24 protein-coding genes and 1 pseudogene are annotated in these 25,054 nt (G+C 48.7%); 15 read left to right on the top strand and 10 right to left on the bottom strand.

All coding sequences use genetic code 11. The features are described from left to right. Positions 1 to 16: 16 nt before the first annotated feature. Both MJQ52_RS09615 and MJQ52_RS09610 read left to right on the top strand, forming a co-directional pair. A complete protein-coding gene (locus MJQ52_RS09615) occupies positions 17 to 1,168 on the top strand; it encodes a M20 peptidase aminoacylase family protein (RefSeq protein ID WP_071392134.1) in 1,152 nt (383 codons plus the stop codon). Continuing rightward, positions 1,165 to 2,511 (top strand): MmgE/PrpD family protein, encoded by a 1,347-nt coding sequence (locus MJQ52_RS09610; RefSeq protein WP_025853763.1) that lies wholly within the window; start codon positions 1,165 to 1,167, stop codon positions 2,509 to 2,511. Before MJQ52_RS09615 ends, MJQ52_RS09610 begins: the two co-directional genes overlap by 4 nt. Positions 2,512 to 2,614: 103 nt before the next feature. On the opposite strand, the pseudogene MJQ52_RS09605 reads toward MJQ52_RS09610, so the two are convergent. Together MJQ52_RS09605 and MJQ52_RS09600 are read right to left on the bottom strand one after the other, a co-directional pair. Further along, positions 2,615 to 3,299: pseudogene (locus MJQ52_RS09605) on the bottom strand (ABC transporter ATP-binding protein). A gap of 14 nt (positions 3,300 to 3,313) precedes the next feature. Beyond that, positions 3,314 to 4,750: an ABC transporter permease gene (locus tag MJQ52_RS09600; RefSeq protein ID WP_094247244.1), complete on the bottom strand. Its 1,437-nt coding sequence runs from the start codon at positions 4,748 to 4,750 to the stop codon at positions 3,314 to 3,316. 212 nt (positions 4,751 to 4,962) lie between these two features. Here MJQ52_RS09600 and MJQ52_RS09595 point away from each other — a divergent pair, with 212 nt between their 5' ends. From MJQ52_RS09595 to MJQ52_RS09580, 4 genes are all read left to right on the top strand, one after another. Then, complete coding sequence (locus tag MJQ52_RS09595) at positions 4,963 to 5,646, top strand: response regulator transcription factor (protein WP_070081359.1); 684 nt, start codon at positions 4,963 to 4,965, stop codon at positions 5,644 to 5,646. Continuing rightward, complete coding sequence (locus MJQ52_RS09590; protein ID WP_088056326.1) at positions 5,633 to 7,060, top strand: sensor histidine kinase; 1,428 nt, start codon at positions 5,633 to 5,635, stop codon at positions 7,058 to 7,060. The genes MJQ52_RS09595 and MJQ52_RS09590 overlap by 14 nt, the downstream gene beginning before the upstream one ends. A 158-nt stretch (positions 7,061 to 7,218) precedes the next feature. Beyond that, entirely contained in the window at positions 7,219 to 8,367 is a 1,149-nt protein-coding gene (locus MJQ52_RS09585) for a Rap family tetratricopeptide repeat protein (RefSeq protein ID WP_003156336.1), read from the top strand. Further along, positions 8,351 to 8,470: a PhrC/PhrF family phosphatase-inhibitory pheromone gene (locus MJQ52_RS09580; protein ID WP_003156334.1), complete on the top strand. Its 120-nt coding sequence runs from the start codon at positions 8,351 to 8,353 to the stop codon at positions 8,468 to 8,470. Before MJQ52_RS09585 ends, MJQ52_RS09580 begins: the two co-directional genes overlap by 17 nt. Before the next feature lie 149 nt (positions 8,471 to 8,619). On the opposite strand, the gene MJQ52_RS09575 is transcribed toward MJQ52_RS09580, so the two are convergent. Further along, on the bottom strand, positions 8,620 to 8,730 hold the full coding sequence (locus tag MJQ52_RS09575) for a YjcZ family sporulation protein (protein WP_369719092.1): 111 nt from the start codon (positions 8,728 to 8,730) through the stop codon (positions 8,620 to 8,622). 79 nt (positions 8,731 to 8,809) lie between these two features. Then, positions 8,810 to 10,174 carry an aspartate kinase gene (locus tag MJQ52_RS09570; RefSeq protein ID WP_025649998.1) on the bottom strand — a complete coding sequence of 455 codons (1,365 nt, stop codon included), beginning with the start codon at positions 10,172 to 10,174 and terminating at the stop codon, positions 8,810 to 8,812. 414 nt (positions 10,175 to 10,588) lie between these two features. Between MJQ52_RS09570 and MJQ52_RS09565 the strand changes: the two genes are divergently transcribed. From MJQ52_RS09565 to MJQ52_RS09550, 4 genes are read left to right on the top strand one after another with little or no spacing between them, the layout of a single operon-like run. Continuing rightward, positions 10,589 to 11,542, top strand: coding sequence for an ABC transporter permease (locus MJQ52_RS09565; protein WP_003156332.1), 954 nt, complete (start codon positions 10,589 to 10,591; stop codon positions 11,540 to 11,542). After that, positions 11,532 to 12,479, top strand: coding sequence for an iron chelate uptake ABC transporter family permease subunit (locus MJQ52_RS09560; RefSeq protein WP_014416905.1), 948 nt, complete (start codon positions 11,532 to 11,534; stop codon positions 12,477 to 12,479). The genes MJQ52_RS09565 and MJQ52_RS09560 overlap by 11 nt, the downstream gene beginning before the upstream one ends. Beyond that, positions 12,473 to 13,231, top strand: a complete 759-nt coding sequence (locus MJQ52_RS09555; protein WP_012116804.1) for an iron ABC transporter ATP-binding protein — start codon at positions 12,473 to 12,475, stop codon at positions 13,229 to 13,231. Before MJQ52_RS09560 ends, MJQ52_RS09555 begins: the two co-directional genes overlap by 7 nt. Before the next feature lie 21 nt (positions 13,232 to 13,252). Further along, positions 13,253 to 14,197, top strand: a complete 945-nt coding sequence (locus MJQ52_RS09550; RefSeq protein WP_021495116.1) for a siderophore ABC transporter substrate-binding protein — start codon at positions 13,253 to 13,255, stop codon at positions 14,195 to 14,197. A 41-nt stretch (positions 14,198 to 14,238) separates the two neighbouring features. On the opposite strand, the gene MJQ52_RS09545 is transcribed toward MJQ52_RS09550, so the two are convergent. From MJQ52_RS09545 to MJQ52_RS09530, 4 genes are all read right to left on the bottom strand, one after another. Then, on the bottom strand, positions 14,239 to 15,663 hold the full coding sequence (locus tag MJQ52_RS09545) for an MDR family MFS transporter (RefSeq protein WP_025649997.1): 1,425 nt from the start codon (positions 15,661 to 15,663) through the stop codon (positions 14,239 to 14,241). A 17-nt stretch (positions 15,664 to 15,680) separates the two neighbouring features. Continuing rightward, positions 15,681 to 16,556: a TetR/AcrR family transcriptional regulator gene (locus MJQ52_RS09540; protein ID WP_014416907.1), complete on the bottom strand. Its 876-nt coding sequence runs from the start codon at positions 16,554 to 16,556 to the stop codon at positions 15,681 to 15,683. A 160-nt stretch (positions 16,557 to 16,716) separates the two neighbouring features. Further along, a complete protein-coding gene (locus tag MJQ52_RS09535; RefSeq protein ID WP_025649996.1) occupies positions 16,717 to 17,463 on the bottom strand; it encodes an NADPH-dependent oxidoreductase in 747 nt (248 codons plus the stop codon). Between the two features lie 16 nt (positions 17,464 to 17,479). Next, positions 17,480 to 17,767: a putative quinol monooxygenase gene (locus tag MJQ52_RS09530; RefSeq protein WP_025649995.1), complete on the bottom strand. Its 288-nt coding sequence runs from the start codon at positions 17,765 to 17,767 to the stop codon at positions 17,480 to 17,482. Between the two features lie 141 nt (positions 17,768 to 17,908). Between MJQ52_RS09530 and MJQ52_RS09525 the strand changes: the two genes are divergently transcribed. Continuing rightward, complete coding sequence (locus tag MJQ52_RS09525; RefSeq protein ID WP_025649994.1) at positions 17,909 to 18,223, top strand: ArsR/SmtB family transcription factor; 315 nt, start codon at positions 17,909 to 17,911, stop codon at positions 18,221 to 18,223. Positions 18,224 to 18,250: 27 nt separating this feature from the next. Here MJQ52_RS09525 and MJQ52_RS09520 read toward each other — a convergent pair whose 3' ends face one another. Further along, a complete protein-coding gene (locus MJQ52_RS09520) occupies positions 18,251 to 19,660 on the bottom strand; it encodes a PLP-dependent aminotransferase family protein (RefSeq protein WP_025649993.1) in 1,410 nt (469 codons plus the stop codon). A 107-nt stretch (positions 19,661 to 19,767) separates the two neighbouring features. Here MJQ52_RS09520 and gabT point away from each other — a divergent pair, with 107 nt between their 5' ends. From gabT to gdh, 4 genes are all read left to right on the top strand, one after another. After that, a complete protein-coding gene (gene gabT / locus MJQ52_RS09515; RefSeq protein WP_025649992.1) occupies positions 19,768 to 21,075 on the top strand; it encodes a 4-aminobutyrate--2-oxoglutarate transaminase in 1,308 nt (435 codons plus the stop codon). Positions 21,076 to 21,180: 105 nt separating this feature from the next. Beyond that, on the top strand, positions 21,181 to 22,569 hold the full coding sequence (gene gabD, locus MJQ52_RS09510; protein WP_003156319.1) for a succinate-semialdehyde dehydrogenase: 1,389 nt from the start codon (positions 21,181 to 21,183) through the stop codon (positions 22,567 to 22,569). 154 nt (positions 22,570 to 22,723) lie between these two features. Beyond that, on the top strand, positions 22,724 to 23,587 hold the full coding sequence (locus tag MJQ52_RS09505) for a RhaT/GlcU family sugar-proton symporter (RefSeq protein ID WP_003156317.1): 864 nt from the start codon (positions 22,724 to 22,726) through the stop codon (positions 23,585 to 23,587). Between the two features lie 20 nt (positions 23,588 to 23,607). Next, positions 23,608 to 24,393 (top strand): glucose 1-dehydrogenase, encoded by a 786-nt coding sequence (gdh, locus tag MJQ52_RS09500; RefSeq protein ID WP_070081367.1) that lies wholly within the window; start codon positions 23,608 to 23,610, stop codon positions 24,391 to 24,393. 45 nt (positions 24,394 to 24,438) lie between these two features. Here the strand turns inward: gdh and MJQ52_RS09495 are convergent, their stop codons facing one another. After that, positions 24,439 to 25,050, bottom strand: coding sequence for a YcnI family copper-binding membrane protein (locus MJQ52_RS09495; protein ID WP_043866834.1), 612 nt, complete (start codon positions 25,048 to 25,050; stop codon positions 24,439 to 24,441). Between the last annotated feature and the right edge of the window lie 4 nt (positions 25,051 to 25,054).

Below are 25,054 nucleotides of genomic sequence, written 5' to 3'. Positions count from 1 at the left end.
AAGGGAAGAAGAAGAAATGGCAAATGAAACGTATGAATCATTAAACAAACGTTTAATCAATATCCGCCGCGACCTTCATGAACACCCTGAGCTGTCAGGCGAGGAATTCGAAACGACGAATAAAATCCGCCGCTGGCTGGAGGAAGAAGGAATCACGGTTCTTGATGTGCCGAAACTTCAAACCGGAGTGATCGCTGAAATCAAAGGAGATAAAAGCGGCCCCGTCATCGCCGTCAGAGCGGACATCGACGCACTGCCGATCGAAGAGAAAACAAACCTTCCGTTTGCTTCGCGAAACAGCGGCGTGATGCACGCATGCGGCCATGATTTCCATACGGCATCTATTCTCGGCACGGCTTTCTTATTAAATGAGAGAAAGCATGAGCTGAAAGGAACGGTGCGGTTTATTTTTCAGCCCGCGGAAGAAATCGCCGCCGGAGCAAGACAGGTCATTGAAGCCGGCGCGCTTGACGGTGTATCGGCGATATTCGGCATGCATAACAAACCTGACCTCCCCGTCGGTACGGTCGGTCTGAAAGAAGGCCCGCTGATGGCGAGTGTCGACCGTTTTGAAATCACCGTGAAAGGAAAAGGCGGCCACGCCGGGATTCCCGACAACAGCATTGATCCGATTCAGGCGGCAGGACAGATCATCGGCGGCCTGCAATCGGTTGTCAGCAGAAACATCAGCTCGCTTCACAATGCCGTCGTCAGCATCACAAGAGTTCAGGGGGGCAGTTCTTGGAATGTCATTCCGGACCATGTTGAAATGGAAGGCACCGTCCGGACGTTTCAAAAAGAAGCGCGTGACGCTGTTCCGAAACATATGAAGCGGGTTGCTGAAGGAATCGCGGCCGGATTCGGGGCAGAGGCTGACTTCCGCTGGTTTCCTTACCTGCCGTCAGTGATGAACGACGCCCGTTTCATACAGGCGGCGGAACAAACGGCTGAAGATCTCGGGCTTCAAACCGTTCGGGCAGAACAGTCGCCCGGCGGCGAAGACTTCGCGTTATATCAAGAAAAAATCCCCGGCTTCTTCGTCTGGATGGGAACAAACGGAACAGAAGAATGGCACCATCCCGCCTTCACACTCGACGAAAAAGCGCTCCCGAAAGCGGCTGAGTTTTTCGCCCGGCTTGCCGTCAATGTATTGGAGCAGACGGAATGAATACGGAAAATCTGACGGCCGGACTTGCTCAGGCCGTCATGTCGTCTGTACCGGAAACATCCGCCGAAGCGATGAAAGAAGCGCGCAAAGGACTGCTTGATTTTACAGCGGCGGCTTTTGCGGGGAGACGGGATAAAGGAGTTGAAAAGCTGGTAAAACTGGCCGAAGAAGAAGGCGGGGTGCCGATAGCGCCGCTTATCGGCAGAAATCAAAAAACCACGCCGTCCCAATCCGCGCTCATTAACGGATTCATCGCACATGCGCTTGATTTTGACGATGTTCATTCTGATGTAAGAGGACATCCGAGCGCGGTCATCCTTCCGGCTTTGATTGCAGCCGCATCAGCCGGCCGGATAGACAAGAGCCGTTTTCTCGGCGCTTATGTGACGGGAATCGAAGTGATGGCGCGGCTCGGCGAGTCAGCTGGAAGGCATCATTACGAGAAAGGCTGGCACAATACAGGAACGTTAGGTGCCATTGCGGCCGCATGCGCCGTCGGATTCGCGGAGAATCTGAATCAAACCCAATTGCAGAAAGCAATCGGGTTTGCGGCTGCCCGTTCCGGAGGCATGAGAGTGCAATTCGGGACAGAAATGAAGCCGCTCCACGCCGGACTGGCCGCCCAAGCCGGGTTGTTCGCCGTAAAGCTTGCAAAGGCCGGTTTCGGCGGCTCAGCTCATGCGCTTGACGGGGAGAAAGGTTTTTTCGGACTGTACGGCGATCTTGAACGGGCAGAAACCCTGCTTGTAAACGGGTGGGGAAACCCTTGGCGGATTGTGAGTCCGGGACTTTGGTTTAAGGTTTATCCGTTTTGCTCGGCGGCCCATCATGCGGCGGACGCCATTCTCAAGCTGAAGGCCGAACATGGTCTCACTTTCGGCCAAACGGAACGGATTGACGTGATTTATCCGCCGGGAGGGGACGCCGCATTGACAGAACGGCGTCCGAAAACAGGCGAAGCGGGACGGTTCAGCGTAGAATATGTGATCACCTTGGCTTTGCACGGTAAGGATTTTTCAGTTGAACATTTCACATCCGAGCCGATCCCGGAATCCCTTCAAAAAGGATTTGAGCGGATTCACCGCAGCTGCGATGACCAAATTCAGCCGGCTGACAACGCCGTTCCGAAGGGCCGTTTTACAATTGTACGGGTCACGGCTTCCGGCGGTCATGTCTATGAAACACGTATCGACTGTCCGAAAGGAGCGCCGGGAAACGGTCTTTCTGAAAAAGACATTGAAGACAAGCTCCGGCTCGCTTTGCCGGGAGAAGAGAAAAAGGCGGAAGAATTGATCAAAGCAGCCGGACAATCAAATATGGACCGTTATTTACAGCTGATATAAATAAAAAGAGCGAGGGGATGCAGCCCTCGCTCTTTTTACGTTCACTTCTATTGAATAGGGGGATATAGGGTGCGCCCCTGTCTGCGCTGGCAGGGGCGCGGTATCAGGAAACGGCCGTGCCGTTTTCTTTGACCGTGAAACTTCCTCTTGATAAGCGGATGTTGATATCAGACACTTTGGCAATTTGTTCGTCGTGCGTAACCATGATGACGCATTTGCCGTCTTTATGCGCCAGATCCTGAAAGAGCCGGACAATTTCCTTTGACGTATCCTCGTCGAGGTTTCCCGTCGGCTCGTCCGCGCAAATCAAATCCGTGTCACAGCAGAAAGCCCGCGCAATTGAAACGCGCTGCTGCTGTCCGCCGCTTAATGTCAGCACCCGCTGACGGGCCTGCTGTTCGGTGATGCCGACTTTATCCAGCATGCTGAGCGCGGACTCATCTTTGTTGTTCTCCTTAGATCCGGTAATCTCCATCGCCGTTGTGACATTCTGGAGCGCCGTCATATACGGGATCAGATGATAAGATTGAAAGACGATAGAGACATATTGATTTCTGAATTTGGTTAATCCGATTTTTGGAGATGTCTTCTCCGTTATAAAGGATGCTTCCCTCTTTAGGTGTGTCAAGGCCGCCCGCCAGAGACAGAAACGTTGTTTTTCCCGTCCCGGAGGCGCCGGCAATTGTATAAAACTTCCCTTTTTCAAAGCTGATCGTTATATCCTGAAACAGCGGCTGTGATTTATCTTGGTACCAGTAGCCGGTCTGTTGAAAGGTTAATAGGCTCATTATGCTGCCTCCTCTTATTCCTGCTTGGTCAGGATCGTTTTAGGGTGAAGCCGCATGACTGATACAGACGGCAGTAATGTGGCGATGACGGCAATTGCGACGCCGATCCCGCCGAGAATCAGAATGTCATTCAGCGAAACGTTTACCTGCATTGTACTGATGACATCTGCACCGGGTGAATGCTGACCGAACATGCCGCCTCCCCGCGGCATTTCTCCGCCGCCCCAGCTGCTTGTTTGCTGCTGTGAATCATCGGCTGAGCTGACCTGCTGGGAAAGAAGCTGATTTCCGAGCTGATTCGCCACAAGGCTGCCCGTGACGGATGCGATCCCGATGGCGATAACCGCGACAATCAGAATTTCCGTTAAGAATTGTCCGATGAGCTTCCAGCGCTTTTCGCCGATCGCCATCAAGACACCCATTTCATACTTGCGTTCTCTGATCGACATCATCACGATCAACCCGAGAATGACCGCCCCCGCGATGGATACAAGGTACACCACGTTTTTAGAAAATGACGCGACATTTTCAATCGGGCCGACCATTTGCTGATACACCTGATCATTTGTCGTCAGCGTGTAGGTTTTATCATCTATAGATGTTTTTTTCGCAGCCGCAACGAATGAGTCAATATATTTTGCATCATCCATATAATAAACGGCTGAGCTGATTTTGTTTTTGTTATCAGACCCTTTTAACGCCGCCGCGGCGGTGTAAGGCGTATAGATTTTATTGTCAGGATTTAAGAATGAAAAATGCTCTGCCTGATCGTCTCCTGATGATGTTGTTTTATAAATTCCCACAATCTTAAGCTTCGTTTTCACAGAATCATCCGCTGCTGAGGAAACCGTAATGGAGCCGCCGACCTTCAGCTTGTTTTGATCTGCCAGCGTTTCATTGATCACTGCGACTTTTGCGTCCGCATCTGTTTTTGTGATGGCGCGGCCGTCAGTGATTTTTGAGCTCCCGCCTGTGAAATCATCAAGCAGCGCCGTAGAGAGCACGCCTTCGACCGAAATGTCCGCTGAAATCATCTGTCTTCCGCCGCCTTGAAAACGGCTTCCGCCGGAACTGTTATCGGCTGATTCGCCTGAGCTTTTTATCGCGTCAAAGCTTTCTGCATTTGCTGACGCTGTCGTGAGGAAGTTGTAATTTTTAACGTGCTGTAAAGATGTAAGTTTCTTGGCATCCGAGACGGAAATCGGCGCTGATTCAAACGTCCTCTTTTCACCGTCTTTTTGCTGCTGCGCCATTTGCTTTTGGCGGTCAGCCTGGAGTGTGACGCTCCCGCCGAGCTGCTGCCTTGCCAGTTCGCTTGATTTCTTTGCCGCTGACTGGATCGTAAGACCGGACAGGACAAAAATGCAAATCACTGAAAACACAACCAGCTGCAAAAACGTTTTTCCCTTTTTTGCCTTCATGCTCCAAAAGGCTCTTTTTATAAAGTTCATGTCTGTTCCTCCGTGTGGGTGTCAGATCTTGTAAAACCGACCTTCTTTAGAACCGGTTATCCGATATGTATATAGTAGGAGAAATGTGTGAAAAAAATATGAACAAACTATTTCCGGGTGATGAAATAAAAACTAACAATTGTGAAACCCGAAAATATCCGGGTAAAATGGTGCTATTATAAGTAAAAGCGTCAAGATAAGCGGAGGAACCAATGAAGATATTAATGATAGAAGACAATATAAGCGTATGCACCATGACGGAAATGTTCTTTTTTAAAGAAGGATTTGAAGCCGAATTTGTCCATGACGGAGTGGAAGGCTATCAGCGGTTCACGGAAGAGGACTGGGATTTGGTCATTCTGGATATTATGCTTCCATCTATGGACGGAGTGACGATCTGCCGGAAAATAAGAGAGACGAGCAGTGTGCCGATTATTATGCTGACCGCAAAGGACACGGAGTCTGATCAGGTGATCGGGTTTGAAATGGGGGCCGACGACTATGTCACCAAGCCGTTCAGCCCGCTGACGCTAGTAGCGCGGATTAAAGCGGTGATCAGAAGATACCGGGCGACGGGGCAGACCGTAAAAAGCGACGACTTGATCGAAACGGCGTGTTTTTCAATCAATAAGAAGACGCGGGAAGTGTTTCTGCACGGAAAGCCTGTCGAGAATCTGACGCCGAAGGAATTCGATCTGCTCTTTTATCTCGCACAAAACCCGCGCCAGGTTTTTTCGAGAGAGCAGCTGCTTGAGCAGGTGTGGGGCTATCAATTTTACGGCGATGAACGTACGGTTGATGTTCATATTAAACGGCTGCGCAAAAAACTGTCCAGTGACGAAAAACCGTTTTTATACACGGTGTGGGGGGTAGGATACAAATTTGATGAGGATTAAATACTTATATCAGCTGCTGTTAAGCCATGTCAGCATTTTGATTTTGGCCTTTTTCATCATCATTTCCCTGTTTTCGCACTTTGTGAAAGATTTTGCGTATCAAAATAAAGTGGATGAGCTGTCATCTTACGCCCAGCAGATCACAAGTGAGCTGAACGGCCGTGATCTTGATCTGCGCCGCCTGTATCCGTATCAGGACATGTTAAAAACGCGCGAGACCAGATTTATTATTTTTGATGAACATCAGCAGCCTTACTTTTTTCCTGACGATATGCCGCCGCGCGAGAAGCTGAAAAGTAAAGAGTGGCACATGCTGAAGCAAGGGAAAACCGTTCAGATCAGAGCAGAAATGAACCGTTTTAATACGGAAGGATTGGAAGTATCGCTTGTCGCAAAACCGCTTTTTATCAACGATCAATTTAAAGGAGCGGTGCTGCTCGTGTCTCCCGTCAGAGGGGTCGAGCAGATGATCAGTCAGGTCAACCGCTATATGATTTACGCGATCATCAGCACCCTTATCATCACGATTCTGCTGAGCTGGCTTTTATCTAAATTTCACGTCAAGCGGATTCAGACATTGCGGGATGCGACCGGAAAAGTGGCATCCGGTGATTACGATATTTCGCTCAAGAACAGCGGCGGCGATGAAATCGGCATGCTGGCGTCCGATTTCAACATCATGGCCAAAAATCTGAAGCAATCGAGAGAGCAGATTGACCGCCTTGAAAAACGGAGGCGCCAATTTATCGCCGATGTCTCCCATGAGCTGAGAACGCCTTTGACGACCATTAACGGACTTGTGGAGGGGCTTAACAGCAACACCATCCCGGAAAAAGATAAAGAGAAATGCTTCTCGCTGATCAGCGAAGAAACGAAGCGGATGCTCAGGCTCGTGAAAGAAAACCTGGATTATGAAAAAATCAGATCCCAGCAAATCAAACTGGACAAGCTCAGCCTGCCGCTCATCGAGGTGTTTGAAATTATTAAAGAGCATCTCAATCAGCAGGCGGAGGAAAAACAAAATCAGCTGCGTATTCAAGTGGAGGACGGCGTCAAAGTGTTCGCCGATTATGACAGGCTGATCCAGATTCTCGTCAACATCACGAAAAACAGCATACAATTTACGCAAAAGGGAGACATCACGCTGCGCGGGTATGAAGGCTATAAAGAAACGGTGATTGAAATCGAAGACACCGGGATCGGCATCTCCAAAGAGGAAATTGAGCATATATGGGAGCGGTTTTATAAGGCGGACGTGTCCCGGAGGAATACCGCATACGGCGAATACGGACTCGGCCTGTCCATCGTCAGGCAGCTCGTCGAAATGCACAAGGGCACGATAGATATTGACAGCGAAAAAGGAAAAGGCACGACCTTTACAATCCGCCTTCCGCTGAATACGAAAAATGAATAATCTTGAAACCGGCGGTCCCGTCTGGCCGCCGTCTGTTTTAACTCCACTCGGAAAATTGCGCTCTGCCGAAACAAAGTTTGCGTGTTTTTCGGGATGGAAAGAGACGGAAACGTGATAAAATAACTGGTAAACAGGTCTTGGATGGGGAGGGTGAAGGAATGAAGAGCGGGTTAATTCCTTCTTCAGCAGTCGGGCAGAAAATTAACGAGTGGTATCGATACATCAGAACATTCAGCGTGCCGGATGCGGAGATCTTGAAAGCCGAGATCAAACAAGAGCTTGACCGTATGGAGCCTGATTCGAACTTAGTGCTTTATTATTCCCTCATGGAATTTCGCCATCAGCTGATGCTGGACTACTTGGAGCCGCTGGAAAAACTGAAGATAGAAGACCAGCCGACCCTGTCGGAAATTCTTGATAACATTGATAACAGCCAGGCCGGCCTCAAAGGGCTTCTCGATTATTACGTCAACTTTTTCAAAGGCATGTTTGAATTTGATAAAAGAGAATTTATCTCAGCGATTACATATTATAAACAAGCTGAGAAAAAACTGGCCTTCGTATCGGACCATGTGGAACGGGCGGAGTTTTATTTTAAAGTGGCCGAAGCTTATTATCATATGAAACAAACGTATTTTTCTTTGATACATATAAAAAACGCTTATGAAATATACGTAGAGCAGGACACATATAACGTCCGGATCATTCAATGCCATTTTGTATTCGGCGTCAATTTAATGGATGAAAGGCGCTTTGAACAGGCGGCCAAACATTTTCAGCACGCTCTGCAAATGGCCGAAAAAGAACAAAAAGCGCAGCTTGTCGGGAGGGCGCTGTATAACCTCGGACTGTGCTACTACAATCAGGACCGCATCGGCGAAGCGATTCCGTACTTTGAACGGGCGGTCGATACATTTGAATCACAAAGAATCGTCAATTCTCTTCCTCAAGCATATTTTCTAATCACACTCATTTACTTTAAACTCGGAAAAAAAGAAAAAGCGTCGGAATATCACAAGCGGGGATATGAATATGCTAAAGAAACAGACGATCCCGTTTACACGGTAAAATTCGAATGGCTGCAGGCTCTGTATCAGGCGAAACCGGACGAGGAAAAAATCAGCGCATGTTTCCGTTACCTGGAAGATAAAAATTTATACGCCGATATAGAGGATTTAGCACTAGAAGCAGCTAAATATTACTATGAACAAAATTGCTTTAAGATTTCTTCTGACTATTTTCTGAAAGTCGAAGAGGCAAGGAAACAAATACAAAGGAGTGAGGGTTTGTATGAAATTGAAATCTAAATGGTTTGTTATTTGTTTAGCAGCCGCCGCGATTTTTACAGTGACAGGTGCAGGCCAGACAGATCAGGCTGAATTCCATGTAGCTGAAAGAGGAATGACGTGAGAAGAAAATAACCTGAACAAAGGAAAAGACTGCCCGGGAATGTTCCCGGTAGTCTTTTTTTTGCGCGGCCGGACTTGGACAGCGGCGCAAAACAAAAGAAAACGCCGCAGGTCAAAACCCGCAGCGTCCTCATATAGACGGAGTGATGCTTAGAAACCGCCAACATAGGCAGTACCTACAATAACCAACAGGATAAATAAAACAACGATCAAAGCGAAAGAGCTGATTCCAGAATATCCTGACATGAGCTTCACCTCCATATTGTCTATACCATACAATATGTAAAAGAAGCTGCTTTGTAAGGGATATTAGTGGACAAGAGAAAAAAGAGGCGGTGTCCTATGAGAGTAAGACTCCGGCGAAAAACTCGTCATACAGCGCCCGCACCGCGTGTTTTTCCTGTTCTTCTTTCACCCCGAACATCATGCTGACTTCCGATGACCCCTGATTGATCATCTCGATGTTGACGCCGGCTTCGGACAGTGCTTTGGATGCCCTGGCGGTTGTGCCGACATTATGGCGCATCGCTTCCCCGACGACCATAATCAGCGCCAGATTGTGCCTGACTGTGACTTCATCTGCTTGAAGTTCCTGCTTCAGACGGGTGACGAGCCTGTGTTCCAGTTCTGAGTCCATCTGATTGTGCCGAAGGATGATCGTGATGTCGTCAATGCCGGATGGAACGTGTTCATACGTCAATCCTTCTTCCTCCAAAATGTGAAGGGCTTTGCGGCCGAAACCGATTTCCCGGTTCATTAAATATTTGCTTATGTAAATGCTGCAAAAGCCCGTGTCGCTTGCGATGCCGATGACTGGCCCGTTCGTATTGTCACGGCTGCTGACGACGCGCGTTCCTTTCGCATCCGGATTATTCGTATTCTTAATCTGAACGGGGATGCCGGCCCGAAATGCGGGAATCAGCGCTTCATCATGAAAAACGGAAAATCCGGCATAGGAGAGCTCACGCATTTCCCGATACGTCAGTTCGTTAATTTCTTTCGGATGCCGCACGATTGACGGGTTGACGGAATAGACGGCGTCCACATCAGTAAAGTTTTCGTACAGGTCGGCTTTTAAGCCGTTGGCGAGAATGGAGCCGGTAATATCTGAGCCGCTCCGGGAAAACGTCACAATCTCATGCTCCTTCGTGTAACCGAAAAATCCCGGAAAAATGATCAAGCCTTCACGGTTTCTCAGACGGTACAAATGATCATAAGATTCAGGGAGCACCTGCGCGCTTCCGGGTTCATTCGTCACAAACAGCCCCGCTTCTTTCGGACTTACGTATTCCGCTTTCACGCCCTGCCGTTGGAAGTAGGCTGCGATCAGCTTCGCGTTGTTGTCCTCGCCGCTCGCTTTCACCGCATCCATATATTGTTCGGGATTGGCTTTGCTGTTGTTTAAGAGAGCGAATAGGTCACTGCGGATTCTTTCTATAATAGAGAAATCCAGGTTCAGCTCACGCGCGATGGCGGCGTACCGTTCAATGACCGGTTCGGCAAGCTCAGGCGCTGCACCTTTTTGCAAATAATGCTCCGCACAGCTGATTAACAGATCCGTCACCTTTGTATCGTCCGAGAAGCGTTTTCCCGGCGCCGATACGACGACGGCTTTCCGCGAGGGGTCAGCCGTCACGATTTGAAACACTTTCTCAAGCTGGGCTCCTGACGCAAGAGAGCTGCCTCCGAATTTTACAACTTTCATGATTTACATCCCCTAATATTTAAATTTTCTCACAAATTTAATTTTTATTATCTCTCTTTCAAACATGTAAATCAAGGATTTTTTCTACGTGGGAAGAACATTTGTATTTTCATGGAGGAATTTTTCCGCTGTTTGTCAGATTTTTTTCCCTCAAGCGTGTCATCATGTGCAAAAAATGATAAGCAGCCAAATGAAGGTTATAGAAAATCCTGCAAATTCTTGATAGACTGATTGTAAGACAATTTAGTGTACGGCCCGCGGATGACCGCTTTTGAAAGCAAAACTGTATTGACTGCGCTTGGAAAGATGATAAGATTATAGTTGTCGTTGATAATGATAATCATTACGAGTGGGGATATATGGGAGTTGTTTGGCAATCAGTCATACCGTTTGTGATGGGTGCAGGGAGGCAGCATGAAGCTACGTTACTTACTTTTGCTACTGGCGGTTTTGGCGTGTACTTCTATATTTATCGGTGTAGAAGATTTGTCGCCGCTGGATATTTTTCATTTAAATAAAGAACAGGCAGGTACATTGTTTGACAGCCGGCTGCCGCGTTTGGTGAGCATTATCATCGCCGGCATGAGCCTGAGCATCTGCGGATTAATCATGCAGCAGATCAGCCGGAATAAATTTGTATCGCCGACGACTGCGGGAACGATGGACTGGGCAAGGCTCGGAATTTTGATTTCATTAATGCTTTTTACGTCAGCGAGTCCGCTTGTGAAAATGTCTATCGCTTTTATTTTCGCGTTGGCGGGAAATTTCCTTTTCATGAAAATCCTCGAGAGAATCAAGTTCAATGATGCGATTTTTATTCCTCTCGTCGGTTTAATGCTTGGGAATATCGTCAGCTCAATCGCCACGTTTATCGCATATAAATACGACCTGATCCAAAACCTGTCATCTTGGCTGCAGGGAGATTTCTCACTGGTTGTCAAAGGCAGGTATGAGCTTTTATATCTGAGTATCCCGCTGGTGATCATCGCTTATGTCTATGCGGATAAATTTACGGTGGCGGGAATGGGAGAGAGCTTTTCCGTCAATCTCGGCCTGAAATACAAACGCGTCGTCAATATCGGTCTGATTATCGTGTCGCTCATCGCTTCACTGGTGATCCTGACCGTCGGGATGCTGCCGTTTCTCGGTTTGATCATTCCCAATATGGTGTCGATTTACAAAGGGGACAACCTGAGGAGCAGCCTGCCTCACACAGCTCTCTTGGGCGCTGTTTTTGTGCTGTTTTGCGACATTTTGGGAAGGGTGATCATCTTCCCGTACGAAATTTCCATCGGCCTGATGGTCGGTGTTATCGGCAGCGGCATCTTCCTGTATATGCTGTTAAGGAGAAAAGCATATGAGTCATAATAAAAAAATTACGCTGCTGGCGGCGCTCGCCATGATATGTATCGGATTCTTTCTGTTCTACGGACTGGGCAATTGGGAATACTCCCTGCCGAGACGATGCTTCAAAGTGCTTGCCATGATGCTCACAGGGGGAGCGATCGCGTTTTCAACGGTCATCTTCCAGACGATTACAAATAACCGCATACTGACACCGGGCATTTTAGGCCTCGATTCCCTGTATATGCTCATTCAGACCGTCATCGTGTTCCTGTTCGGTTCAATGAATATCGTCATGATGAACAAAAATCTTAATTTCGTCATCTCCGTCGGGCTGATGGTGCTCTTGTCACTCGTTTTGTATCAGCTCATGTTTAAAGGCGAGGGGCGGAACGTGTTTTTTCTTCTGCTTGTCGGCGTCGTGTTCGGCACGCTGTTCAACAGTCTGTCATCCTTTATGCAGATGCTGATTGATCCGAATGAGTTCCAGGTTGTTCAGGACAAAATGTTTGCCAGCTTTAACAATATCAACACCGATCTTTTATGGTTTGCCGGTGCTGTCTTTCTTCTGACGGGCATTTATGTCTGGCGGTTCACGCGGTTTTTTGACGTGCTGTCCCTCGGCAGGGAGCACGCCGTCAACCTGGGGATTGACTACGATAAGCTTGTGAAACAGATGCTCATTGTCGTCGCCATTCTTGTGTCTGTCTCTACGGCTCTTGTGGGGCCGATTATGTTTTTAGGACTGCTTGTCGTCAATCTGGCGAGAGAGTTTTTAAAAACCTACAGGCACACGTATTTAATCGCGGGTTCTGTCCTGATCAGCATTGTCGCGCTCGTCGGAGGCCAGTTCGTCGTGGAGAAAGTGTTCACGTTTTCCACGACGCTGAGCGTCATCATTAATTTTGCCGGCGGGATTTATTTTATCTATCTGCTGTTAAAGGAGAATAAATCATGGTAGAGGTCAAAAATGTAAGCAAACAATACGGAGGGAAAACCGTCCTTGAGAAAACGTCTCTATCCATTCAAAAGGGCAGGCTCACCTCATTTATCGGTCCGAACGGCGCGGGAAAAAGCACGCTGCTGTCTATCATGAGCCGGCTGATTAAGACGGATTCCGGGGAAATCACGGTCGACGGGCAAGAGATCGGGGCCTGCAAAAGCAACGATCTGGCGAAAAAAATCAGCATCTTGAAGCAGACGAACCAAATCAATATCAGACTGACAATTAAAGACCTGGTCAGCTTCGGCAGATTTCCGTATTCCCAAGGGAAACTGACGGATGAAGATTGGGTGCATATCAACCAGGCCCTCAGTTATATGAAGCTGGATGAATTAAAGGATAAATACCTCGATCAGCTCAGCGGAGGCCAGTGTCAGAGGGCGTTTATCGCGATGATCATCGCTCAGGATACGGACTATATTTTTCTCGATGAGCCGCTGAACAATTTAGATATGAAGCATTCCGTTGAAATGATGAAGCTATTGAAGCGGCTTGTGGAAGACTTCGGAAAAACGGTCGTCGTAGTGATTCACGATATCAACTTCGCATCCGTATATTCAGACCATATCGTCGCTCTGAAAAACGGCCGGATCGTCAAAGAAGGGCCGGCGGAGGAGATCATTGAAACCTCCGTGCTTGAAGATATTTATGATATGACCATCCCGATTCAAGAGATTGACAGTCAGCGGATCGGTGTGTACTTTTCTTAAAAACCAGATGAGGTGAAAATCATGAAAAAAATCGCATTGCTATTCATTGCGCTAGTTACGATTTTTGTTGTTTCTGCATGCGGAAACGGGGACAAAACATCAGGCAAATCAAAAGAAACAATCACAATCAAAGATGACCTGAACAAAGAAGGAGTCAAAGTGCCGAAGAATCCGAAAAAAGTCGTCGTATTCAACTTCGGAATGCTGGACACGATGGATGAACTCGGTTTACAGGATCACGTGGCGGGACTTCCGAAACAAAACCTTCCAAAATACTTATCTTCATATAAAAGTGATAAATACGCCAATACCGGCGGTTTAAAAGAACCGGATTTTGAAAAAGTCGCGGATATTGATCCGGATTTAATCATTATCGCCCACAGACAATCTGATTCTTATAAAGAGTTCTCAAAAATCGCGCCGACGATTTATCTTGATGATGACTATACAAACTACGTTGACAGATTCAAGCACAACACCGAAGTGATCGGCAAAATCTTTAACAAAGAAAATGAAGTGAAAGATAAGCTTGCGAAAATTGACAAATCCATTGCCGATCTGAAGAAAAAGACAAGCAGCACGGATAAAAACGGGTTAGTGGTGATGGCGAACGACGGCAAAATCAGCGCGTTCGGATCTAAATCAAGATACGGCTTCATTCATGATGTGTTCGGCGTCAAACCGGCTGACAAAAACATCGAAGCCTCACTGCACGGACAAAGCATTTCCTATGAATATATCGCCAAAACAAACCCTGATTACATGTTTGTCGTTGACCGCGGAACAGCGATCGGCACAAAATCTTCAACAAAACAAGTTGTTGAAAATGATTATGTAAAATCGGTGAAAGCCGTGAAAAACAACCATGTTGTCTACCTTGATTCAGCTACATGGTATTTATCAGGAGGCGGCCTGGAATCCATGGCGCAAATGGTGAAAGAAGTAAAAGACGGAATCGAGAAGTAAAAAAAGAACCCGGTCACATACGTGATCGGGTTCTTTTTGGTTTACCGCGTAACGGCCTGCTGCTGCTCGGGCTGACGCGGTTTTTTCTTCAATGTAAAAGATAGGAGGAAGCCGGCCAGCGCGATGCAGGCGGCTACGACAAATGCCGCATTCATGCCGTGCAGGGCGGCGTTTGCCGGAGTTGACGCATTTGCGTGCGCGGCCTGGCTGCTCATCACGGAAACTAAAAGTGCCGTACCGATAGAACCGCCGACTTGGCGGACGGTATTGTTCATGGCTGTGCCGTGCGGAATTAAGTGGCGCGGCAGGGCGTTGATTCCCGCTGTCGTTACCGGCATCATAATCATGGCTGTTCCCAAAAGCCGCGCGGTATAAACGACGACAATCCAAATGAGAGACGTCGAGTCCGTCAGATTCATAAACGGCAGGGACGTGAGCAGGATGATGAAGAATCCGGTCATCGCAAGGCCTTTTCCGCCGATTTTGTCAAACACCCGGCCGATAAACGGAGACATCATCCCCATCACAATCGCGCCCGGCAAAAGCATTAATCCGGTATCAAACGCGGATACGCCCCGGACTTTTTGCGTGTAAAGCGGGAGAATGGTTTCCGTTCCGATCAGCAGCGCGAAAACAAGCGTTCCGAGCAGGGTGGTCAGGCTGAAAATCCCGAAAGAAAACACGCGGAATTCCAGCATCGGTTTTTTGAGCTTCATCTGTCTTGCGATAAAGAAAATCAGCGCGACCGCTCCGACAAGCAGTGAAGTCAGCACTTCAGTACTGGTCCACCCTGATGAACCGGCGCTTGAGAAGCCGTAAAGCAGACCGCCGAATCCGAGGGTCGATAAGATCACAGATAAAATATCAATCTGTGTTTCTCGTAATGTCGTGACGTTTTTCATCAGAATAATCGCTAAAAGCAAATCGATGACTGCGATCGGGAAGATAATATAAAACAAAGACCGCCAAGAGAATGCTTCGACCGCCCAACCGGAAAGCGTCGGGCCGATCGCCGGCGCGAACGAAATAACCAAGCCGACCATACCCATGGCGCGGCCGCGCTTTTCCATCGGGAAAATCGTGAGAAATACCGTCTGCATGAGAGGCAGCATAATTCCGGCGCCGGCCGCCTGAATAATCCGGGCCGTTAAGAGCACCGGAAAGTTCGGGGCGAATGCGCCGACAATGGTGCCCGCCGTGAAAATACTCATGGCGGAAATCAAGAGGGTGCGGCTTGTGAATTTCTCTATTAAAAACGCGGTAATCGGAATCAAAATCCCGTTCGTCAGCATAAACGACGTTGTCAGCCATTGCGCTTTGTTGGCGTCTATATTGAAGTCATTCATAATGTGCGGCAGCGCCGTGATAAGCAGTGTCTGGTTCAAAATGGCGACGAACGCACCCGCCAAAAGAATCCCGACAATGACAGAGCGGTTGTATGGTGCAGTTTTAATACTCTTATTCAAGCTGATTCCTTCTTTCTTTATAGTTTGAGCAATGTTTTAACGGCTGCAAGCGGCTGGTGCAGCGGTCCGGCCTGCTCCAAATAACCGATGAGCGCTTTGATGAGAAAATCCCGCGGCTGTTTGTCCGCTGATTCTTTCTCCAACATAGCCGCCGCGGAAGCGAGTCCTGCGGCGTCATATTTTTCCTCCGGAAGGGCTGAGACGGCTTCTTTCAGTTCCTTCAGGCTTTCAGCCAGCAATACGGTTTTGCCTTTCGGCTCAAATGAGGAAGCGGAGGCGATATAAAGGTCAATCATCTCCTGAGGCAAAGCGGTTTCGGTTGTCCTGTTTTCGACGATGAGATTGAGATGGCGGATGATAAACTCCGTGAGCGGCTCCAGGGCGAGCGGTTCTTTTTCCAGCTTAATCAGCGTGATGCATTCTCTCAGGAGCCCCTGCAGGACGATCACCAGCTCCCATACATAAGGAATAATGTCTTCGCCGTACGTCTGAATCAGTGAATCGCGATGCCAGCAGATAAAGGTGGAGCGGGCCCTGTGAATATGCCGTTTTACCCGCTCATTAATGGAAGAGGGGCTTCCGTACATCAGCATATTAAAAAACTGCTGATTGCGCCTGAAGCCTTCAAGCTCAGCCATCAGTTTTTTGGCAAACCGTTCCTCAGGGGAGAGGCTTGTTTCTTCATTCAATAATGAAGCCGCGGCTACCATCTGTTTCTGGTTAAAGTCGAGCAGCTCCAGGAGCAGGTCTTCCTTTGATTCAAACAGCTTATATAAAGATGCTTTGGAGACTTTGCACTCCTCTGCGATCGCCTGCATCGAAACTGACGAAAAGCTTTTCCCGGAAAAAAGCTTTCTTGCCGCCAGCAGAATATCCGTTTTCTTATCATTCATAAGCCCAGATTCCTTCTTTCGTCACAATAGAAAACCCATCGGTTCACAGAAAACCAATGAGTATATGATGAAAATATTAACAAAAATTTTTACATAGTGTCAACGCTTTTGTTTGAGAAATAGAAAAAACCTGCCGGAGTGTTCCGGCAGGCTGATCCGCTTATTTATCCGTCTTAAATCCTTGTTTTTCAAGCATTTCACGAATGTGAGGATAATAAAGCTGCTTATAGTAGGAGGTGATGCCTTGTGACCAGTTTCTCGTTTCCTGTCCGTCGGTGCGTTTTTTCATGTATTCGGACATCTGCTTGTCATAGGCCTCGATATGTGTTCTTACATCTTCTTCTTGATACGTTTCATGATGCAGAACGGCTGCTTGCGGCAGACGCGGTTTTTTCGCGGAGCGGTCTGCCGGATGGCCGATGACGAGACCGGAAACCGGGAAAACGTATTTCGGAAGTTTCAGCAATTCAATGAGTTCGTCCGGCTTGCCGCGCACGGCGCCGATCGGCACAGTGCCGAGTCCCATTGATTCAGCTGCAGCCGTTGCCGTACCCAGCGCAATCCCGACATCTACGGCTCCGACAAGTACGGACTCTAAACCGTTCGTGATCTCAAGCGGTGTATCATTATATTCTTCAAGCGCAATTTTGGCGCGGTTAAAATCAGCGCAGAATAAAAGGAAAACAGGCGCTTGGTCAATCCACGGCTGGCCGCCCGCCAATTCGGATATTTTTTTCTTCCGTTCCTTATCTTTCACCGCTATAACGGTAAATTGCTGGCCGTTAATGGAAGTCGGCGCTGCCTGAGTTGCTTGGATGATAAGATCCAGCTGATCATCCGATACGGGTTCATCTGTGTAGCTGCGGATGGAACGGTGGTCTGTTAATATTTGAAGGACTTCGTTCATGTCATTCATCCTTTCGTTACTCTGGCAGTTCTGTGCGGACGACGTCAAGCGGCGCACTCAGCACTTCTTTTGCTTTTGCCACGAATCCTTGGAAATGGTCAGTTGCGTTGTGGAATTTCATCGCTTCTTCATCTTTCCATTGCTCAAGCATGACGAATGTATTTTCCTCACCGACTTTTTCGAAAAGGTCGTATTGCACATTTCCTTCTTCCGCGCGTGAATGCTGAACAAGTGATTGCGCTTCTCCTAAAAATTCCTCGCGTTTATCCGCTTTTACTTTCATGTAAGCCTGTAAGACGATCATTGTTATTCCTCCTGATTGGGTTTATTTGTTATAGTTCGAATATTATCGAACTAACTGTAACATGTTTCGCAGTGAATGGTAAAGGAAAAACCCTCACCGCCTAAATTGTCACCCGCCGCTTTTATGTGTTACATTTGACTTATGAACATTCCAAACCATCCTGAAACCGACCGCTTACAGCTGACAAAGGTTCTTCATGCTCTGAGTGATCCGCTCCGCTTAGAGCTGGTCAAACAATTGGCGGAAACAACAGAAAAAACGTGCGGAACCTGCGCTGATGTCCGGGTCGCTAAATCAACGCTGTCCCATCACTTCAAAGTGCTGCGGGAAGCGGGGATCGCCCAAGTGCGCATAGACGGGAAGCACCGTTATTATTCCCTGCGCAAAGATGATTTACAAGCGGCGTTTCCCGGCCTGCTGGAGGCGATTTTGCAGACAGAACAGGACCGCTGGTAAATAAGTCCCCGAATTCCGGGGGTTTTTTTATGCGCCGAAAACCGCCCGGTAAAGCCTGAGGACGCCTTCTTGAATATCGCTCTCCTTCAGGCGGGCGAACCCCAGAATGAGCTGCGGCTTATTTGAATCGCCTCCCGTTTTCAGACGGAACCGGCTCATCGCAAACAGATCGAGCTGTTCTGCATCCGCCCGTGCCAATATCACTTTTTCTGAACGGGCGCAGTCAAACTCAGTGACAAAATGAAGCCCCGCATTGGCGCCCTTTACACTGATTCTTTCTCCGAATGTTTCTTCCAAAGCCGAAATGAGGCGTTCCCGCATGTTCTTATAATGCTGCTTCATCTTTTTAATATGTTTCTGATATTCACCTGAGTCGATAAATTCTTTCAGCGCGAGCTGGGCAAGCGTGCTGCACGTATGCAGGTCATACGTTCTCTCTTTGAACGTCCGCAAAAGCCCGGGCGGCAGAACCATATAGCTGATGCGCAGACCTGGGAAAAGGGATTTTGAAAAGGTCCCCATGTAGATGACATTTTGAAACCGGTCAAGGCTTTGAAGCGCCGGTATCGTATCGGCGTCATATTTAAATTCACTGTCATAATCATCTTCAATGATGAAGCGGCCGTTCTGTTCGGCGGCCCAGTTTAAAAGCTGAATCCGCCGGGAAGCGGGCATGATCACGCCTGAGGGGAATTGATGGGAAGGCGTGGTGATCAATACACAGGGCCGGCGTTTTTCGATTTCGGCCATGGACATGCCTTTTTCATCAAGGCTGATCGTCGCAACCTTTTTCCCGAGGCTTTGCAGCAGCCGGTACATCCTCATATATCCCGGGTTCTCCATGGCGTACAGCGCGTCTTTTGGCAGCAGTTCCGTCAGCAGCTGCATCAGCATTTGCGTGCCCGCCCCGAGCACGATTTGTTCCGGGCGGCATGTAACGCCCCTTGTCAGGGAAATAAGCCGCGAAATGGTTTCACGGACTTCATATAAGCCTTGCGGATGGACGAGGTCTCCGAGTGTATGAAATGAACGGGCGGCTGCTTTATGCTCACAGCGGAACCAGCTTTTCAGGGGAAAATGCGCCGTATCCACGCTCATATGAGAAAACGAAATCCAGCCGCTCTTATCCGGCTCCCGCTCTTTTAAATCTTCAGGCAATGAGAGCGAAGGCGTTTCTTCATGATAAACCGTATCAATTTCCTCCACGAAAAAGCCTTTTCTTTCGACTGCATATAAATAACCTTCCGAAAGCAGCTGCTGATAAGCTGAATTCACTGAATTCACGCTGACCTTCAGCGTCTCGGCAAGCTCCCGTTTAGACGGCACCTTTGTATGAGGCATCAGGCTGCGTTTCAAAACGGCCGCTTTTATGTGCTGATAGATCTGCTGATAGATATAATCCGCCGTTTCCGAATGATCAATGGAAATCGTCAGCATCCAGACCCTGCTCCTTTCTGATACCATAGAAAAATTGATTTTGGTACTTTTCATCATACCAAAAAGAAGTCAGAATGATAAGAAAACAATGCAGGGGGATGGAATCTATGAGTCGAACAGCATCATCGGAAGTGACAACAGCCCAGTGGCAGCAAAAACGGGATCAATTCGTTTCCAAGGGGGTCGGCAACGGAAACCGCAGCATGGCGGTAAAAGGGGAAGGGGCGCTTTTGTACGATTTGGACGGCAGACGATTCATTGATTTTGCCGGAGCGATCGGAACGCTGAATGTCGGCCATTCCCATCCGAAAGTGGTGGAGGCCGTGAAGAAACAGGCGGAGGATCTGATTCACCCGGGATTTAACGTCATGATGTATCCGTCTTATATTGAGCTGGCCGAAAAACTTTGCGGCATTGCGCCGGGAGATCATGCGAAAAAAGCGATTTTTCTCAATTCGGGGGCGGAAGCGGTGGAAAACGCCGTGAAAATCGCCAGAAAATATACGAAGCGCCAGGCTGTCGTGTCATTTACAAGAGGGTTCCACGGCCGCACGAACATGACGATGAGCATGACGAGCAAGGTGAAGCCTTATAAATTCGGTTTCGGCCCGTTTGCCTCAGAGGTGTATCAGGCGCCGTTTCCTTACTATTATCAAAAGCCGGCCGGCATGAGCGACGAGCAGTATGACGACTTTATCATCAGCGCTTTTGAGGATTTCTTTATCGCCGCAGTTGCACCGGAAACCGTCGCCTGTGTCGTAATGGAGCCGGTTCAGGGAGAAGGCGGCTTCATCATTCCTTCAAAACGTTTCGTGCAGCACGTCGCCGCTTTTTGTAAAAAACACGGTATCGTTTTTGTAGCGGATGAGATTCAGACCGGTTTTGCCAGAACGGGAACGTATTTTGCGATTGAACATTTCGAAGCCGTTCCGGATTTGATCACCGTATCCAAATCACTTGCGGCCGGATTGCCGCTGAGCGGCGTCATCGGCCGGGCGGAAATGCTTGATGCCGCCGCGCCGGGGGAACTCGGTGGCACATATGCGGGAAGCCCGCTCGGCTGTGCGGCTGCGCTCGCGGTCTTGGATATTATTGAAGAAGAAGGGCTGAATCAGCGTTCCGAAGAGATCGGCCGGATCATCGAGCATCAAGCGCTCGAGTGGAAAAAAGAGCATGCCTGCATCGGAGAAGTGCGCAGACTCGGCGCGATGGCGGCCATCGAAATTGTCAAAGATCCGCACACGCGGGAACCGGACAAAGCAAAAGCCGCGGCGATCGCTAAAACGGCGAACGAGAACGGACTGCTGCTGCTGACGGCCGGCATTAACGGCAACATTATCAGATTCCTGACGCCGCTTGTCGTGACGGATGAGCAGCTCAAAGAAGGCCTTTCCATTATCGAAGCAGCTCTGTGAGTTCAATTATTGGAATGCCGCCGGATGTGTCTGCTATCATGTAAGTGTGAGATACATCAACAAGCATTCAATGGCTTTACTATAGCAGAGAAAGGAATGTTCAATATGCCAGAACAATTAACAGTGTACAACCCGGCAACGGGAGAGGCGATCGAAAGCATCCCCCAGCAGACGGCCGAAGATGTTGAAAAAGCGATTGAACGTTCACATCAAGCGTTTCAATCATGGTCCAAAACATCAGCGGGAGAACGTGCCTCACTTTTGAGAAAATGGTATGAGCTGATTGTTGAAAATAAAGAAGAACTTGCGGAATTAATTACGAAAGAAAACGGCAAACCGTATGAAGAAGCGGTCGGAGAAGTTTTATACGGCGCCGGTTATATTGAATGGTTCGCCGAAGAAGCAAAACGGATTTACGGCAGAACCGTACCTGCGCCGACAACGGGCAAACGGATTGTCGTCACCCGTCAGGCGGTCGGCCCGGTAGCCGCGATCACGCCGTGGAATTTCCCGAATGCGATGATTACAAGAAAAGCCGCGCCCGCTTTGGCGGCAGGCTGTACGTTCATCATCAAACCGGCGGAGGATACGCCGCTTTCCGCTTACGCCCTTGCGCGTCTCGCATATGAAGCGGGAATTCCGAAGGACGTGCTGCAAGTGGTGATCGGTGACGGAGCCGAAATCGGAAACGTCTTCACCAGCAGCCCGAAAATCCGTAAAATTACTTTTACCGGCTCAACGCCTGTCGGCAAAATCCTGATGAAAAACAGCGCCGACACCGTAAAACATATGTCAATGGAGCTTGGCGGACATGCGCCGCTGATCGTGGATGAAGACGCTGATCTTGATCTGGCGGTAGCCCAAACAATGGCCTCTAAATTCAGAAATGCCGGCCAAACCTGCGTCTGTGCGAACCGGCTGATCGTACACGAATCCGTGAAAGACGAGTTTGCGAAAAAACTGAGTGAAGAAGCTGCGAAACTCAAAGTCGGAAACGGTCTTGAAAAAGGCGTAAACGTCGGCCCTGTCATCAACAAAAAAGGCTTCGATAAAATCGTCGGCCAAATTAATGACGCCGTGGAAAAAGGTGCAGAAGTGCTGACGGGAGGAACGTATGACCAAAACGATGAAAAAGGATGCTATTTCGTGACGCCGACCGTGCTTTCAAATGTAGACACATCCATGAACATCATGCATGAAGAAACTTTCGGCCCGGTTGCGCCGATCGTTACGTTCTCAGATATTGATGAAGCGATCAAGCTTGCGAACGATACGCCGTTCGGGCTTGCGGCTTATTTCTTCACAGAAAACTACCGCCGCGGCATCTATATTTCTGAACAGCTTGAATACGGCATCATCGGCTGGAATGACGGCGGTCCGTCCGCGGTTCAAGCGCCGTTCGGAGGAATGAAAGAAAGCGGCATCGGCCGTGAAGGCGGTACGGAAGGCATTGAACCGTACCTGGAAACCAAATACATGTCTATCGGACTTTAATGAGCCGAAAAGAAAGCCCCGCTTCTAAGCGGGGCTGTTTTTATTGAGCGGTCTGCCGGTGAATATCGCCGGCAGGCTTTTTTGATCTTGCGGGAATAATCGGTTCGATTCCAGACAAAATAACAGCAAATACGATTGAAAGAAGGTCGCCATCATGGATATATTACTGGCTCTTCTCCCGGCTTTATTTTGGGGGAGCATCGTGTTATTTAACGTCAAATTAGGCGGCGGGCCTTACAGCCAGACGCTGGGAACGACAATCGGGGCGCTCATCGTTTCGTTTGTGCTGTATCTGTTTGTCCACCCGGTCCTGTCCGGGCGCATTTTTATTGTCGGCATCATCTCAGGGCTGTTTTGGTCGCTCGGCCAAAGCAATCAGCTTAAAAGCATACAGCTGATGGGCGTTTCAAAAACGATGCCGATATCAACGGGAATGCAGCTCGTCTCGACTTCTTTGTTCGGTGTGATCGTATTTAAAGAATGGTCAACCCCGATCGCGATTACGCTGGGTATTCTTGCCCTTATTTTTATCATCATCGGGATTGTGCTCACATCTTTAGAAGATAAAAAGGGGCGGGCGGACGGAGAACCGGGAAACTTAAAAAAAGGCATTGTTATCCTGCTGATCTCCACGCTCGGCTATTTGGTCTATGTCGTCGTCGCCCGGCTGTTCGGCGTATCCGGATGGTCAGCACTTCTGCCGCAGGCGATCGGGATGGTCATCGGCGGACTGCTCCTGACGTACAAGCATAAACCGTTTAATAAGTACGCCCTCAAGAACATTCTGCCGGGAATCATCTGGGCGCTCGGGAACATGTTTCTGTTCATCTCACAGCCGCGTGTCGGAGTTGCGACAAGTTTTTCCCTCTCTCAAATGGGGATCGTCATCAGCACGCTCGGCGGAATCTTCATTCTCCGTGAGAGCAAAACGAAGCGTCAGCTGGTCGCCATTGCCATCGGGATTATCCTGATCATTGTAGCAGCGGTATTCTTAGGCGTTGCGAAATCAAATTCATAACATATGCAGGAGGTTTGAACATGTACACGGATTTAAAAGGAAAAGTCGTTGCCATTACGGGAGCTTCATCAGGATTAGGAAAAGCGATGGCGATCCGTTTCGGACAGGAGCAGGCGAAAGTCGTCATTAACTACTATAGTAATGAAAAAGACGCCCAAACCGTTAAAGAAGAGATTCAAAAAGCGGGAGGCGAAGCGGTCATCGTTCAAGGAGACGTCACAAAAGAAGAAGATGTCAAAAACATCGTGCAGACTGCGGTGAAGGAATTCGGCACATTGGATGTCATGATCAATAACGCCGGCATGGAAAATCCGGTTCAGTCGCATGAAATGCCGCTCAAAGACTGGAACAAAGTCATCAATACCAATCTGACCGGCGCTTTCTTAGGAAGCCGCGAAGCCATTAAATATTACGTAGAGAATGATATTCAAGGAAACGTCATTAACATGTCAAGTGTACATGAAATGATTCCGTGGCCGCTGTTTGTTCACTACGCGGCGAGTAAAGGCGGTATCAAATTGATGACGGAAACGCTGGCGCTTGAGTACGCGCCGAAGCGCATCCGTGTTAACAATATCGGACCGGGAGCCATCAATACGCCGATTAACGCGGAAAAATTTGCGGATCCCGTTCAGAGAAAAGATGTGGAAAGCATGATTCCGATGGGATATATCGGTGAGCCGGAAGAAATCGCGGCTGTCGCCGTCTGGCTTGCTTCGAAGGAATCAAGCTATGTGACCGGCATTACGCTGTTTGCTGACGGGGGAATGACCAAATATCCGTCTTTCCAGGCAGGCCGCGGATAAGAAAAAAAGCGATCGCAGGCTCTTTAGAGCCGGATCGCTTTTTGCTTACGCGCGTTTTTTCTTTACAAGCGCCGCGATGGAAAGGATAATCGCCGCAGCTGACAGAACGATGGCCGCAATATCAAGCGCTGATACGCCGGATTTGCTTTCTTCGTTTGACTGTTCAGCTCCGTGCGCATCCGTCACGCTGGCCGATTTCGTGATTTTCGTAATCGAGTGAGGCGTGTCAGCTTTCTCATCCCCCGTCCATTCTACAATGCTGCCGTCTTTGTAATATTGGTAAGCGTCCCAAGCGGCATCTCCGCTCTTTTCAGGATTTTTCGCAACGAACGTGAACTGCTGGAATTGGCCGGGCTGAATGCCGCCGTCCTTTGCTTCCCAAGTGACGGAGACCGCTTTGTCATCATGTTTGGATACGGATGTTTTCCAGCCCGGAATCGGCTGATACTGCTGAAATTCAACGCCGGCGGGCATTTTCAGCACGACTTTCGTTGTCGGCTCATTCTTTTCCACAGGCACTTTCATCGTGTATGTTTCCCAAGAACCGGCCGCGGATTCCGCGGGTTTGACTGAGACGTGGGCGCTTGCTGCCGCCGTAAAACCGACGAGTGACAGGGTCACGGCGGATATGAATATTAAAGCCTTTTTTTTCAACATGAGA

It is taken from the genome of Bacillus sp. jun7, assembly GCF_051034795.1.
Lineage (GTDB): Bacteria > Bacillota > Bacilli > Bacillales > Bacillaceae > Bacillus > Bacillus velezensis.
The sequence above is the reverse complement of the archived record's forward strand: the minus strand, read 5'-3'. Positions and strand labels throughout refer to the sequence as shown.

What these genes read in the sequence shown, in the direction of transcription:
- MJQ52_RS09565 (WP_003156332.1), top strand. Translation starts at nt 10,589, where the DNA reads ATGAAGCTACGTTACTTACTTTTGCTACTGGCGGTTTTGGCGTGTACT.
- MJQ52_RS09595 (WP_070081359.1), top strand. Translation starts at nt 4,963, where the DNA reads ATGAAGATATTAATGATAGAAGACAATATAAGCGTATGCACCATGACG.
- MJQ52_RS09570 (WP_025649998.1), bottom strand. Translation starts at nt 10,174, where the DNA reads ATGAAAGTTGTAAAATTCGGAGGCAGCTCTCTTGCGTCAGGAGCCCAG.
- MJQ52_RS09535 (WP_025649996.1), bottom strand. Translation starts at nt 17,463, where the DNA reads ATGAACGAAGTCCTTCAAATATTAACAGACCACCGTTCCATCCGCAGC.
- gabD (WP_003156319.1), top strand. Translation starts at nt 21,181, where the DNA reads ATGCCAGAACAATTAACAGTGTACAACCCGGCAACGGGAGAGGCGATC.
- MJQ52_RS09555 (WP_012116804.1), top strand. Translation starts at nt 12,473, where the DNA reads ATGGTAGAGGTCAAAAATGTAAGCAAACAATACGGAGGGAAAACCGTC.
- MJQ52_RS09550 (WP_021495116.1), top strand. Translation starts at nt 13,253, where the DNA reads ATGAAAAAAATCGCATTGCTATTCATTGCGCTAGTTACGATTTTTGTT.
- gabT (WP_025649992.1), top strand. Translation starts at nt 19,768, where the DNA reads ATGAGTCGAACAGCATCATCGGAAGTGACAACAGCCCAGTGGCAGCAA.
- MJQ52_RS09580 (WP_003156334.1), top strand. Translation starts at nt 8,351, where the DNA reads ATGAAATTGAAATCTAAATGGTTTGTTATTTGTTTAGCAGCCGCCGCG.
- gdh (WP_070081367.1), top strand. Translation starts at nt 23,608, where the DNA reads ATGTACACGGATTTAAAAGGAAAAGTCGTTGCCATTACGGGAGCTTCA.
- MJQ52_RS09615 (WP_071392134.1), top strand. Translation starts at nt 17, where the DNA reads ATGGCAAATGAAACGTATGAATCATTAAACAAACGTTTAATCAATATC.
- MJQ52_RS09540 (WP_014416907.1), bottom strand. Translation starts at nt 16,556, where the DNA reads ATGAATGATAAGAAAACGGATATTCTGCTGGCGGCAAGAAAGCTTTTT.
- MJQ52_RS09495 (WP_043866834.1), bottom strand. Translation starts at nt 25,050, where the DNA reads ATGTTGAAAAAAAAGGCTTTAATATTCATATCCGCCGTGACCCTGTCA.
- MJQ52_RS09505 (WP_003156317.1), top strand. Translation starts at nt 22,724, where the DNA reads ATGGATATATTACTGGCTCTTCTCCCGGCTTTATTTTGGGGGAGCATC.
- MJQ52_RS09530 (WP_025649995.1), bottom strand. Translation starts at nt 17,767, where the DNA reads ATGATCGTCTTACAGGCTTACATGAAAGTAAAAGCGGATAAACGCGAG.
- MJQ52_RS09525 (WP_025649994.1), top strand. Translation starts at nt 17,909, where the DNA reads ATGAACATTCCAAACCATCCTGAAACCGACCGCTTACAGCTGACAAAG.
- MJQ52_RS09600 (WP_094247244.1), bottom strand. Translation starts at nt 4,750, where the DNA reads ATGAACTTTATAAAAAGAGCCTTTTGGAGCATGAAGGCAAAAAAGGGA.
- MJQ52_RS09560 (WP_014416905.1), top strand. Translation starts at nt 11,532, where the DNA reads ATGAGTCATAATAAAAAAATTACGCTGCTGGCGGCGCTCGCCATGATA.
- MJQ52_RS09610 (WP_025853763.1), top strand. Translation starts at nt 1,165, where the DNA reads ATGAATACGGAAAATCTGACGGCCGGACTTGCTCAGGCCGTCATGTCG.
- MJQ52_RS09585 (WP_003156336.1), top strand. Translation starts at nt 7,219, where the DNA reads ATGAAGAGCGGGTTAATTCCTTCTTCAGCAGTCGGGCAGAAAATTAAC.
- MJQ52_RS09575 (WP_369719092.1), bottom strand. Translation starts at nt 8,730, where the DNA reads ATGGAGGTGAAGCTCATGTCAGGATATTCTGGAATCAGCTCTTTCGCT.
- MJQ52_RS09520 (WP_025649993.1), bottom strand. Translation starts at nt 19,660, where the DNA reads ATGCTGACGATTTCCATTGATCATTCGGAAACGGCGGATTATATCTAT.